We start from the raw sequence: 12972 nt of genomic DNA on the forward strand, positions 1-12972 counted from the left end.
GGGCAAAACACCCATCGGATTTATTCTGGAAAGATGGCAGGATGACCCGGACAGGTTCCATCAAAACCCGAACCATTACTTCCCGGGACCAAATACCTAGACCACTTTTTGAGCTATCACTGAAAAATAAAATCCCGGCAAAGGCTTTTGGCCCATACCGGGAAAACATCCAAACGAATGGATTCTGGAGAACAAACAACTCTATGCCGCTGGTTTTTTCCTCAGAATGCCCTGATATACGGCAGCCAGCAGCTTTTCGGGCATGAGGCGCAAGGGAGCTCTTTTGAGAATATTCATGTACATGGTGCCTGCACTGACAAACCCCATGTCATGAAATTTTTTCTGAAGTTTCACATCCTGCTTGAAGTAATGCCAACCTCGACGCCTTGCCAGCATGCCGTTACCAACACGGGCATTAACCAGAATATCACTGACGTTATCGATATGACTGCCCTGACAAAGCAAACGCGCCCAGAGGTAATAGTCTTCGATGCCCAGAAAATGCTGATAGCCACCGGCTTTCAGAATTGCCGAGCGGCGAAACATCACGGTCATATGATTGACCGGGCAGCGTGAGCGCGCAAAACGGGCGACCTGCTCCTTACCGGTAGGCAATTCGCGAATGGCGTGAGGCTGCTTCGGATCTTCGTTGAACTCGGCGATCGCGCCACCCAGCATGTCCACTTCGGGGTGAGCACTCATGTAGTTCATCTGCAATTCGAAACGCCCGGGACAGCAGTGATCATCCGTATCCATTCTGGCGACAAGATCGTTACGGCACTGTTCAAGCCCTGCGTTGAGCGCTTCCCCAAGCCCCCGGTTTTCATGCAGTCTGATAGAAACAATATCAAGACTGGTGCGATATTCATTCAGCGCATCATGCAGTTGATCGGTAATGGGGCCATCTTCAACGATCACGACCTCGTCAGGCTGTACACTTTGTGTCCTGATGCTTTCAAGGCACTCACGTAAAAACAGTGGTGACTCCTTGTCATAGACTGACATCAGCACTGAAAATTTCATTGCAGCCTTTCCCTTGAAAATTCTTTAGAAAATTTTGTCATGGACGTCTTAGGCAAACTGGTATCAGCTATTTCTCAGATTCTCATCAACCAGCTTATCCATCCATACTTTAAACCAACTCTATTTGTGCCAGGCGAAGGGTAGCGAATAGTATAAACAAACCAGCTTTAACGATCCCTTCGTGCCTTACCAATAGAAATAATGTTTACAAATACGATCTGCCAAAACTGATTTTTAATATTAGCCTTCAAACACGCTCATTATAAATTAGCCATTTTTCCTTTCTTAGACATTATATTTTCATATAATGCCTTATAGTTTTGGCTCATGGCTTCGCCTGTAAACTGCGCCAGATAACGGTTGCGAGAACGCGTTGACAGCTGATGGCGTTGATCAAGGGCATGAGTAATAGCGCTTTGAAGTGACGCCTGATCGCCAACGGTAAAGAAAGCCGCCTCGTCTTTTTGCAGAATCTCCCGAAAGACACCGATATCACTGCAAACACAAGGCAGACCGGCTGCCATGGCCTCAAGCAGCGCCAGTCCAAAACCTTCACTGATGCTGGGCATCATGTAAATATCGTAATATGGTAAAAAAGCAGAAACGTTATCCCTGTATCCCGCGAACCAGCATCTATCTGCCACACCGGCTTCTTCAGCCTGATCCATAAGATCCTTTTTATAAGGACCATCTCCTATTACCACGAGTGCACATTCGGGCAAACCTGAAAGTGCACTAACTACCTGGCTGATTCCTTTTCTTTTTATAAGATGAGCATTGGTTCCCAATACATGATATTGGCGAGAAAATATTTCTATCCTGTCAAGATCGTCAGAAGAGAGGCCATGTGTAGTTGCCAGCCCTCGAATACCATTATGCACTACATGCAGCTTTTCCACTGGCAGGCTGGAGTAATAATAGTTGTAGGCATCCTGAGTCAAAACCGCCAGCCCATCCATCCTCCGCCAGGCATTCATCCATAGAGGCGTTACAAGAGTTGCTGCTTTCTGACCATAAATATTTAATAGCTCATCTTTGACGTAGTTATGTAAAGTCGAGATGAATACACTTTTTTTATTAAAAAAAGAAGCAAACACTCCCAAAAAGTCCGGCCTAATGCCATGGGAATGAACAACATCAAATGATTTAAGGGCCTTGATACTACGAAAATCTATCGGCCTTGTCTCACAACTAACCTCCAGGGTAGGTGGTCCTCTAAAATAGAAAACCGTTGACTCAACATCTGTAGGTAAATTGTCCACGATATTTTTGACAACGTTAGCCGGCCCGCTCGGTTTAAGTTCAGTAATGATTTGAGCAATCTTCAATGTCAACTCCGAATTAACCGGGAAGGCGTGCCGCTGTTATAAGGAAATTATACGCTGAGCTGAACAAGAAAGTAGGTGCAATACCCGCCATGACAAACAGCATGCGCATCAGAATCTTTTCATTTTGTGTTTTAAAACTACGATCAAGGTTCGCCGCAAAAATAGGCATGGTGACGATAAGCAGCATCATGCCAATTCGCTCAGCCTGCGCGCCACCCAGCGCTGGAATAAACGCCACAAATGTGAAAATTGAATAAACAAGAGTTGTATTGTGGTGTATGAACTTCTTTAAACTAAAGTTCCCAATCACAAAGGCAACAATGGACATCGCAAAGAAAACTGCAAGATAAGCATAAGTCAGTGAAATCCCTGTGGAAGAAGAAGATTTCCCGAACTCGCTATCCCCCAGAGAAGAATAATATACGCCCGCCATCATTACGAGATAAAGAAACGCAAAAACACCTTTATGAAAAAAGCTGACTTTTGGTTTCGTCATTCCATTGGTCACTGCAAAAATATACAGCAGCGGCATATAAACGATGGCAGCGTTGTGCGTAAACAATGCAAGCAAGCCAAAAAATCCTGCTACCATGAGATTTCTGGCACCAAAAAATGCGAACAGCACGAAAACGCAGGCAATCAGCTGACGATAGACATTCTGATACCCCATCAATAATGGAAAGAATACTATCAAGAAGGGAATGACATACATGGGCACTTTACTACTCAAGTGACGATTCCCCATCGCATAAAACAACAGGGTAAGCCAGATCATATCAATGACCCATAGCGTTATGACATCATCCTGAATCATCTGGTACAGATAAGATGCCCCGAACCAGTATACAAACTCTCTTATATAATATGTTGTTGCAGTGGCAAAATCGAGATTATAGGTAAGATATCTGGCATACCCCACCATGTCATAGTCAAAGCCAGAAGTGCGAACAATCCACAGATAGTACGCGGCAATCACATAAGTAATTGCGATCAGTGCCGTTCTTTTGTTAAGAAAACAATAAAAGAACGCAAGACCACACAACACAAGATACCATGCAAGCTCAGCAGTCATAGGCTAACTCATCAGGATTTTTTTAATCTGGCAATGGCTTTATAAGTGCCAAGCAAATGAGGCAATAGAAAGAATAGACCAATCTTATCAAGCATATCACCTGCCAACTTGATCGTTTTGAACTTTGGCTTCAAAAGCTCTGGCATGATGCGATCCGAAAAAAAACGATAAGCACCATGATCCTTCAAAAGGGCCGCAAGTACAAAGTGACGTTTAGCGAAACCACTCATATGTCTTGGATCTACAAGATATTTTTTCATGAATACCTTGCTGGCTTCCATATTCATGGAGCTACTCATACGTCCATCACGGTCGCAATTCAGACGTACACCCGGTATAGGGTCATATCCCCACGATCTACTATGCTCGGCAGTATCGATCAAGAACCCCCAATCCTGATGTTTATTCAAGCTTTCATTAAATTTGAAGACATGCTTTTGATCAGCTGAAAAGCTAATCGTGGAGGTTCTTATATCCTTGTCTTCAATGAAGAGATAGTGTCGGGGATCATAAACATCGGGCTTTTCGATAAAATCTTTTTCCCCATCGACTGCCACATTGGTATAGGCGCCGAAACAGAAATCGTAATGCCCTTGGCGCATAAATTCCAAACGCTCGGCGATATAGTTTGGTTTAAAATGATCATCAGAATCGAGCAAAAAAATATAATCGCCCGAAGCAAGATTAATACCAACATTTCTGGAAACAGCAGCGTTTGATTTTTTTCCTTTTTGCACGAGAGTCGCATTAGGAAAACCATTGACAACTGCTGTTAATCTTTCAAAATCGTCAGAACAATCGTCAACCAAAATCGTCTCATATTCATAATCACATGCAGACTGATGAACGCTGTCAAGAGTATCTTTGATAAAACCGCTACTACGATATGTTGGAATGATTACTGATATTTTCATCATTTAATTCCAGTTACCCTTCAATCAAATTCATTCTGATGACTTCTTTGATTTTGACAATAAATCTCACTCAATTTTTTTATCAACAAGACCATTAACAGCTTAGCAAGCCTAGAAAATACCAGCATGCAATATTAACAAAAATATTATTTTTACAAAATTTTGAAAGGGCTTTTTTATCGAAATCGACATATGTAAAGGTAAACACAAAACCTCAAAAAATATATTTCGAAAAAAAGAACCGCAATAACCCATTCACATCATTTTGTCATTTTCAGATCTAAATATTTATCTGTATGAAACAGAAATCTGAGTGCAAGCAACACTGCCAGCACTCAGAAAATTCCTCTACAAATATTATCTAGCACCAAAGCCTGTCAACATCGTTTTTATCGTGCGAATGACGATGAGAACATCCAACCAGAATGAAAAATTCTTGATGTAGTAAAAATCATGTTCAAGCTTTTTGGTCATGCCTTCTACTTCAGCTGCGTATCCAAGTTCGACCTGAGCCCATCCAGAAATCCCTGGACGCACGACGTGGCGATAGTTAAAGAATGGGACGTCACGCTCATACCACTCTGCAAGGTTACAAGATTCCGGCCTCGGTCCAATCAGACTCATGTCTCCCTTGAGCACATTGAAAAGCTGAGGCAGTTCGTCAATACGATACTTCCTGATCACTTTTCCTACTCGTGTAATACGCGGATCCTCACCCTCCGATGTAAAACCGAGCCCTTCATGATTCATGTACATACTACGAAACTTGAAAAGCTTGAATGGACGGCAGTGAAATCCCATACGCTGCTGATTGAAAAATGCCGGCCCCGGGTCATCCCTTTTGATAATGATCATGGTAGCCAGCATGATCGGCAAAACAACTGGTAATACCAGCAGCACGCCAAAGACATCGATCAGGCGCTTGACAAGCTCGTAATTTTCGCTGGGCGTTAGACTACCATATTTATTCTCATACAAATGATCCAGATGTACTCTGCCTGTTAATGATTCGTGAACCTGACGAGCATTAAATACCGGAATGCGATGAATTGTGCAGTCTGCAAGAAACTTTTGCCATTTATCATCCAGATCCGCACGGAGATCTGCGACAACACCATCGACGCGCATCGTTTCAAGGTCGGGGTTTTCCAACCACCGCCAATCGACATTCTTGTCATGACAGAATTCGTGCACTCGACCAAAAGGCACCACCGCCAGTTTGCGAGTTCTATAACGCGTACTGAGCTGATACCCCATAGAGCAGTAGAGTACTGCAATCAGATAAGATAGAACGATCTGTGTGGTTGCAGTCTCTGTCTGCAGACTCATCAGAACCGCTGCCATCACAATGTAGGATATTGTAATGAAAGGAATAATATATAAAAAGGCTTTCGTTCTAGGAAAGTGTACAAGACGGTGTACAGCAATGATGGCCACCAGGTAAGCTACGGCCGTACCAAGCAAGGTAATGCAACGCTCAGCCTGCCATTCTGCAATCAGACTCCAGCTCCACTGAAACATTGCCGGCAACAGTACCGCGATAATCAGTCCCAGTGCCTGATTGAAGCGATAGCTCAGCAGGAGCTTTTCGTACCACCTTGAATGCCGACGATTTTGTTCCATGAAATTTGTGAACGTTTCCATGTTGCTTTTCTCACTTCCGATGTGGCTACCCTACCGCATGTAGGGCAGCCACGGGGCGCGCTCTTGATCTTTTATGACTTCTGACCGTAGCTGTAGTGGTAATTACCGTAATTACCGCCATAGCGATGGGATGCTGTCTGCTCGATACCGTTGAGAACGGTTCCCTTGATTTCCACCCCGCTGTGTTCGAATCGACGCCTTGCCTGCTCGATCTCTGCGGGAGGATTCACGCCATATCGTGCCAGCAACATGTTGGTACCTGCCTGCTTGCCGATAATAGCTGCATCAGTGACAGCCAGAATGGGCGGCGTATCGATAATGATCAGATCATAATGCTGATCTGCCCATGCCAGCAGCTCACTAAATCCAGCGCTCATCAGAAGTTCAGCAGGGTTGGGCGGAGCAACGCCTCGCGAAATGAAATCAAGCCCATCGACACCGCCGGAACGCACCACTTCAGAAGCTGTTGTCCTGCGCGCAAGCACATCGCTCAGACCATTTTCCGAACGCCCCTTGAAGATCTGGTGCAGATGGCCCATACGCATATCGGCATCGATCACGAGGACACGCTGGCCTGCTTGGGCACATACTACGCCTAGATTGGAAACCACGAAGCTTTTGCCTGCACCTGGGCTGGCACTGCTGATCATAAGTCGTGCGTTCGGTGCTTCCATCATTGCGAAATGAAGACTGGTTCGCAGGCTACGTACAGCTTCGACAGCCTGATCATCAGAGTTACGCAGAGCCAGAACACCAGTATCGACTGTATTTCTGACGCCCTGCTTGCGCCCAAGGCCTAAACCACGCTTGCCACGAACCCTTTTCACCAGCCCACTCTGGTTACTACTGAGAGGCACTGAAGCATAAACGGGAATACCGATCTGCTCGAGCTGCTCCGGACTTTCGATACCACGATTCATGATCCGACGGATCAGAACCACGATAATGGCCAATACCAAGCCCAACGCAAAGGCGATGACGGTTATCAGGGCCTTGCGTGGCGCCACCGGGCTACTACGCAGCGTTGAATCATCGATGATGCGGACGTTCCCTACAGCGCCTGCCTTGGCAATGTTCATTTCCTGCATGCGGTTAAGCATCTGAACGTACATTTCCTGGTTGACGTTCACGTCACGCTGAAGCCGCAATACTTCCTGTTGTGTTTCGGGAAGACTGTCGACACGCTTTTGCAGACGATCCTTTTCGGCATTGAGCTCTTCACGCTTCTGGAGCAGTGCCTGATATTGTGGATGGCTTTTATTGAAACGGCGTGACAAGTCAGCTTCGTCAAACTTGAGCTGATTGAGCTGATTATCAATATTGACAATCTGACTTAATACCGAAGAGGTCTCCTGATCAAGATCCACGGAGTCCTGATTGACACGGTAGTTATTCAGCTTGTTCTCTGCTTCCACCAAGCTGTCTCGAACCTGCGGAGCCTGCTCATTGAGAAAGTCAAGGCTCTTCTGAGCTTCGGCAGATTGCCTTTCAATATTTTGAGTGATGTAGATATCGGTAATGGCCTTGAGGCTATCACGGATTTCATTGCGATCGGTGCCCTTTAGCGTCAGGCGCAGTATGCCCGTTCCGGAGCGACCAACTTCTTCAACCTCAAAACCGCTACGCAGACTGTTAATGGCTGACAGACGAGAGCGTTTGACAACCGTGAACTCGGCACCCTGCCCTGCGGTCATATCCATGATGCGCATCTCTACATTGCCATCACGTGATTGCGCCAATTGACCCACCTGTCCTTCCAGAACCAGCTGGCCGTCAGCACGTAACTCGTAGCGATTGTTGCCCAGCGATTTGATAGTGAGCGGTCTGTTGGTCCAGCTATCCGGTACGATAAAACGCGTAACGTTGATGCTTTCACCAGCCCACACGGAGGACCACCCCTGTGCAAACGACGGGCGTTCAACGCCTCGGCGCGCCAGCGTATCGCCGAGAATAGGCAGCCCTTCCGGCTTGATACTCAACTGAAGATTGAGCCGATCAACTGCCTGACCCAGCACCATGCGAGAAGAGAGAATTTCCATCTCGGCGGTTGAACGAGGGGTATCGCCAAAAACCCCCAGATTCTGGATCGGATTACTTGCCGGGTTGGCACGTCCTTCTATTTCAAGCAGGGCATCGCTCTGGTAAACCGGCGTTTTAAAAGTAACGTAGAGGATCCCCAGAAACGTAAACACACATACGATCAGAGCGATCAGCCACTTATTGTCGACCATCAGACCGAAAAGACGGCCTAGATCAAGCTCTTCGCCAGAATCGGCTGACTGATGTTTTTCAGTATTCGAGGCCATATTGATTTATCACTGATTCCATTTACGAAATGGTATATGAGCGTCCCTGTCAGACTTGATACAGCGCTCATTTCCGATGTTGCCGACTAAAGGAGTCACGCTATTCGACAGACTGAATAGCGTGAGCTCTTTGATTAAAGATCGTTATAGTCGTTAACGGAGCCAACCGATTGACGCGTCAGATTGGTCGAAGGCAGCAGTTGGCTGATAACGCGGTTCCAGCGACTGATCGGTGCAGTAGTGACATAAACGATATCGCGCGGCTCAAGCTGAAACTCTGTACCAATGACATAGGCAGCAGCGTTACTGGCATCAAGCTGATAGACAGTAGCCTGCTTGTCACCGGGGCCGCCTTGGCGGATGACAAAAATACCAGAGGCACGCGCTTGGATCTCATCAATACCACCGGACTGGCTCAACGCGTCAACAAGGTTGAAGCGGTGGCCACCCATTGGTAGGTCCTGAGGCCTTTGAACCTCGCCCAGCACGTAAACTTTCTCGTCGCCAACATCAGGCACATGCAACACATCGCCATCATGGAGCAGACGATTCTGACTGACCTGGCCGTTCTGCAGCATATCGTAAACGTTGATTATTTCTTCCTGACCATTGTGGGTCAGCACGACATGGCGCCAGTCAGCGTTTTCGTTAAGACCGCCGGCACTAGAAATGGCATCAAGCACGGTCAGCGGCGTGTTGGTAATGGGCTGCTGGCCAGGGTTATTAACCTGACCGCTGATATATGCCTTCTGGGACTGGAAGCTGGCAATATTGACCTCAACTTGGGGCTCTGCAATATAGTCAGACAGTGCAGAAGCAATCTGGCCACGCACATCCGCCACATTCTTGCCGGCAACCTGCATACGACCGACATAGGGGTAGAATATGGTCCCATCACTGTGTACAACGTTACCGGTTTCGACCGCAGTTCGCTCCCCACCGGCAGGAATCGTCAACTCGGGATGGTCGTAAACAACAATGTTGAGGATGTCGCCCTTGCCTATACGGTAGTCGTAGTCACTACCATCAAACTTCAGGTCTTGCGAGGCCTCTTTCAGACTTCTCTGGGAGCTGACCTCCTTGCGCGCAGCATTTTGCGCCTGTACAAGGCCAAAGGTGATGGGCTGGACATCTACCAGATCATCGATGGGTGGCCCTGACTGTTCATAGGGCATGTCACTGCCGGGAGCAAGAACACAGCCTCCCAGAAAAAGGGAGCTCCCTACCAAGGCACAACTCAGCAGCCGCTTCATTAACCGCTCACTCCTGTCAAAATTATTCCGGCGTCTGGACACGCTACCGCCGCGGAATGTCCATACTGGCGTGTTTCCGAGGCCATAAAATACCGTCGATGTCGCTTTTTCTACCTCGACACCATGTCGACGGTATCGAATGATGCAGCGGCCCATGACTGCAAGTCGACTCGACGCCTCAATAACATGACCCGACCTGATTAAAGAAATCGGCAAAAGCGCCTACAACCTTTAATTAAAGGCCAGATAAAATTATTCAGACTTTGGATTGGTGTCGATGCTATCAGACCCCCTTGAGCAGGGGTATGCTGCTTTGCGCATCATTATTCCGGGATTCTACAGCACCAGCATCTAACCTACCATTGGCAAGACTTCGTTTTACGAATCATCATGTCACGTCGTGTTACATGAGCTTTTGAGACTGACGCCGAACTGCTTTGTAAAACGTATTCAGTATTTTAAGCATGCATCACTTCAGCGCTTGTGCAGAAAACACCATGTCGGCAAAACTTTAAAGCCGAAAGTCATAACGGCACGAGGCGCCATGAAAAATAGATCCGGCGATCAAAAAAACGCCAGGCATAAAAAAAGGGCCGTCGAAACGGCCCTTTTTTAAAAGAAAACTATTCGGTACGCTCAAGCCACTGCTCGACCGTATCGTTACCGTACTCTTCTTTCCATGCCTTGAGTGTTTTCTGGTTACCACCACGAGTTTCCACAACTTCCCCGGTATGGGGATTGCGATACACTTTCAGCTTGCGCTTGCGCCGACCTGCACTCTGGCTTTCTGAAGCGGTAGATGACGATTGCCTGGTGACGGGCTGATCGCCAGCGGGATCGAGGATCTCGATGACATCTGCTGCGGTCTTGTCATGAGTCTTCATCAGTTGTTCAAGCTTTTCCTTGAACTCCAGTTCACCCTTGAGCCTTTGATCCTGCTCGAGCTGTTGCAGTTCATCGCGCAATTGCTTGAGCAGTTGTTCTTTCTTCATGTATTCATTCAACAGCGACATTATCGACCTCTTCAGCTAATGCACATCTCTTTAAAGGATGCTCGACCCTGCGGCCCATTAAAATGGTTTTAACCAGTGGCCCTTGAATACTACGCCAGGAAAAAAATACTTTAAAGCAAAAACTGGCTTCGACGCCTTTGAAAGGATAAATAAAAACGAATCGTTCTACCATATCGGTTATCGTCAATATTAGCCAACGTGACTTAAAACTCATCTAATAATAAGATGCCGCTCCATTGGCAATACCACGGCATAATAGCATTACCTCCCATCACACTGAAAATAACCACATCGAGATTCGAAACAGATGATTTATTATCCAGCAGCCAAACTATTGGAAACCTGATGCCAAGTCACCTGTGAATAGCGCATTTACAGCTCTTCGAACCTGTAGTATGTATATGCGTACAGATATTTCCGGGATTCGTGATGCGCAAGATACTTCACGCTGACTGCGACTGTTTCTACGCTGCTGTCGAGATGCGAGATAATGCGTCTCTACGCGACACCCCCTTGGTGATCGGAGGAAAAGCAGAGCACCGTGGCGTCGTGGCAACATGCAATTATCCAGCTCGCGAATATGGCATACGCTCTGCCATGTCGATGGCGCAGGCCAAAAGGCTATGCCCTCACCTGCAGCGTCTCAGCCCCGACTTTGACAAATATCGAAGGGCCTCACAGCAGGTACAGGAGATCTTTCGCGAACTCACCCCCATCATTGAACCTCTATCACTTGATGAGGCCTTTCTGGACGTATCACACATCGAGCTTATGCAGGGCAGCGCAACCTGGATGGCGCAATGGCTTAAAAGCGAGGTGCTGCAGCGTGTGGGCATTACCATTTCGGTAGGCGTTGCACCCAACAAGTTTCTCGCCAAGATTGCCAGCGACTGGCAAAAGCCTGATGGTCTCTACACCATTGTTCCGGATCAGGTCAGTGACTTTCTGGATCGCCTTCCCATTACAAGGCTCCATGGGGTGGGACCTGCTACGGCGAAGAAGCTCGAAGCTCAGGGCATTCATACCTGCAGTGAGTTGAAAGCTGTCGACCTTGCAACGCTTCTGGACGATTTCGGTAAATTTGGTGGGCGGCTTCATGAACTGGCCCGGGGAATAGACGAGCGCCCGGTCAAGATTGAGAGAGAAAGAAAATCAATCAGTGTGGAGACCACGTTTGATCGGGATCTGCCCAGCATGGCGTTATGCCGGAAAAATATCGCAGAGCTGGTCGTACGTCTGGGCGAGCGTATAGAGCGCTATCAACACCCCGCAATCAACAAGCTTTTTGTGAAAATACGCTTTGACGACTTTTCCATCACAACCATGGAAACGGCAGGTCAAACGCCAGAACTGGAACGGTTTCTGCCACTTTTCGACACTGCCTGGCAGCGCGCGGAACGTCCCGTCAGGCTTCTCGGTGTTGGCGTAAGGCTTACATCAGAGGATGCTCAGCGGCAACTCGGGCTTTTTTGAGCCGGTTGCCGCTGGAGCAGAACTCAGGAAAATACTACGGTCTTGTTACCATCGATCAGTACCCTGTCCTGCAAATGCCAGCGCACACCTCGTGCCAGCACGGACTTTTCAATATCCCGTCCCAGCCTGACCAGATCGCTGGTGGTATGGCAGTGAGTTACCCGCTGAATATCCTGCTCGATAATCGGCCCGGCATCCAGCTCCCGAGTCACGTAGTGACAGGTGGCGCCAATGAGCTTGACCCCTCGTGTATGCGCCTGATGATAGGGTCTTGCGCCAGCAAAGGAAGGCAGAAAACTGTGATGGATATTAATGATCTGTCCGCTATAACGCTCACACAGTGACGGTGGAATAATCTGCATATAGCGTGCCAGCACAATCGTGTCAGCGTCATTCTCTTCGATGGCTTTTTCGATATCAGCAAAGGCGGTCGCCTTGTTATCTGACAGCACCGGAATATGGTGATAGTCAATGCCATGCCATTCGACCACGCTGCGCAGATCATCATGATTGGAGATCACGCCGGCAATATCGCAATCGAGCTCGCCGGCCGACCAACGGTACAAAAGATCCACCAGACAGTGTGACTCTTTTGAGACCATGATCATCAGACGGCGGCGCTTTTGTGCACCGTCTCGCCACTGCCACTGCATATCGAATTCTTCGGCAATTGTGGCAAAGGCCTGCCGAAAAGCATCGCTATCGATCCCAATATCTCTGGCCTCAACTTCATAGCGCATGAAAAAGCGCCCGGTTTCCAGATCGGAGTGCTGGTTGGCTTCGGTGATAGAGCCGCCCTTCTCGGCGATAAACGACGACACGCGTGCGACAATGCCAACACGATCAGGACAGGTTACCACTAAACGACAAAGGGACATCAGATTCACGCTACCTGTTCAAAGACAGGAATTGTAGCGAATTCAGATGCTTTTGCGCAGTGTTCGTT

10 protein-coding genes are annotated in these 12972 nt (G+C 47.7%); 1 reads left to right on the forward strand and 9 read right to left on the reverse strand.

Annotation, left to right across the window (positions count from 1 at the left end; genetic code table 11):
* Nucleotides 1-201: 201 nt before the first annotated feature.
* The 8 genes from BM079_RS16085 to BM079_RS16120 form a co-directional block, all read right to left on the reverse strand.
* Entirely contained in the window at nt 202-1023 is an 822-nt protein-coding gene (locus BM079_RS16085) for a glycosyltransferase family 2 protein (RefSeq protein WP_090136158.1), read from the reverse strand.
* A gap of 260 nt (nt 1024-1283) precedes the next feature.
* A complete protein-coding gene (locus tag BM079_RS16090; RefSeq protein WP_175489740.1) occupies nt 1284-2351 on the reverse strand; it encodes a glycosyltransferase in 1068 nt (355 codons plus the stop codon).
* 13 nt (nt 2352-2364) lie between these two features.
* Nucleotides 2365-3423, reverse strand: coding sequence for a hypothetical protein (locus tag BM079_RS16095; RefSeq protein WP_090136162.1), 1059 nt, complete (start codon nt 3421-3423; stop codon nt 2365-2367).
* Between the two features lie 11 nt (nt 3424-3434).
* Nucleotides 3435-4337, reverse strand: coding sequence for a glycosyltransferase family 2 protein (locus BM079_RS16100; protein WP_175489741.1), 903 nt, complete (start codon nt 4335-4337; stop codon nt 3435-3437).
* 357 nt (nt 4338-4694) lie between these two features.
* On the reverse strand, nt 4695-5981 hold the full coding sequence (locus BM079_RS16105; RefSeq protein WP_245743213.1) for an exopolysaccharide biosynthesis polyprenyl glycosylphosphotransferase: 1287 nt from the start codon (nt 5979-5981) through the stop codon (nt 4695-4697).
* A gap of 71 nt (nt 5982-6052) precedes the next feature.
* Nucleotides 6053-8287 (reverse strand): polysaccharide biosynthesis tyrosine autokinase, encoded by a 2235-nt coding sequence (locus tag BM079_RS16110; RefSeq protein WP_090136166.1) that lies wholly within the window; start codon nt 8285-8287, stop codon nt 6053-6055.
* Nucleotides 8288-8421: 134 nt separating this feature from the next.
* The gene (locus BM079_RS16115; RefSeq protein WP_090136168.1) at nt 8422-9540 is read right to left on the reverse strand and encodes a polysaccharide export protein; all 1119 of its coding nucleotides are present in this window, start codon (nt 9538-9540) and stop codon (nt 8422-8424) included.
* Nucleotides 9541-10163: 623 nt separating this feature from the next.
* Nucleotides 10164-10553 (reverse strand): histone-like nucleoid-structuring protein, MvaT/MvaU family, encoded by a 390-nt coding sequence (locus BM079_RS16120; RefSeq protein ID WP_090136170.1) that lies wholly within the window; start codon nt 10551-10553, stop codon nt 10164-10166.
* 429 nt (nt 10554-10982) lie between these two features.
* Between BM079_RS16120 and dinB the strand changes: the two genes are divergently transcribed.
* Complete coding sequence (dinB, locus tag BM079_RS16125) at nt 10983-12026, forward strand: DNA polymerase IV (protein WP_090136172.1); 1044 nt, start codon at nt 10983-10985, stop codon at nt 12024-12026.
* Between the two features lie 23 nt (nt 12027-12049).
* Here dinB and purU read toward each other — a convergent pair whose 3' ends face one another.
* A complete protein-coding gene (gene purU, locus BM079_RS16130) occupies nt 12050-12904 on the reverse strand; it encodes a formyltetrahydrofolate deformylase (protein ID WP_090136174.1) in 855 nt (284 codons plus the stop codon).
* Nucleotides 12905-12972: the final 68 nt, after the last annotated feature.

The organism is Kushneria avicenniae, assembly GCF_900112585.1.
GTDB lineage: Bacteria > Pseudomonadota > Gammaproteobacteria > Pseudomonadales > Halomonadaceae > Kushneria > Kushneria avicenniae.

What these genes read in the sequence shown, in the direction of transcription:
- BM079_RS16085 (WP_090136158.1), bottom strand. Translation starts at nt 1,023, where the DNA reads ATGAAATTTTCAGTGCTGATGTCAGTCTATGACAAGGAGTCACCACTG.
- BM079_RS16095 (WP_090136162.1), bottom strand. Translation starts at nt 3,423, where the DNA reads ATGACTGCTGAGCTTGCATGGTATCTTGTGTTGTGTGGTCTTGCGTTC.
- BM079_RS16100 (WP_175489741.1), bottom strand. Translation starts at nt 4,337, where the DNA reads ATGAAAATATCAGTAATCATTCCAACATATCGTAGTAGCGGTTTTATC.
- BM079_RS16105 (WP_245743213.1), bottom strand. Translation starts at nt 5,981, where the DNA reads ATGGAAACGTTCACAAATTTCATGGAACAAAATCGTCGGCATTCAAGG.
- BM079_RS16110 (WP_090136166.1), bottom strand. Translation starts at nt 8,287, where the DNA reads ATGGCCTCGAATACTGAAAAACATCAGTCAGCCGATTCTGGCGAAGAG.
- BM079_RS16115 (WP_090136168.1), bottom strand. Translation starts at nt 9,540, where the DNA reads ATGAAGCGGCTGCTGAGTTGTGCCTTGGTAGGGAGCTCCCTTTTTCTG.
- BM079_RS16120 (WP_090136170.1), bottom strand. Translation starts at nt 10,553, where the DNA reads ATGTCGCTGTTGAATGAATACATGAAGAAAGAACAACTGCTCAAGCAA.
- dinB (WP_090136172.1), top strand. Translation starts at nt 10,983, where the DNA reads ATGCGCAAGATACTTCACGCTGACTGCGACTGTTTCTACGCTGCTGTC.
- purU (WP_090136174.1), bottom strand. Translation starts at nt 12,904, where the DNA reads ATGTCCCTTTGTCGTTTAGTGGTAACCTGTCCTGATCGTGTTGGCATT.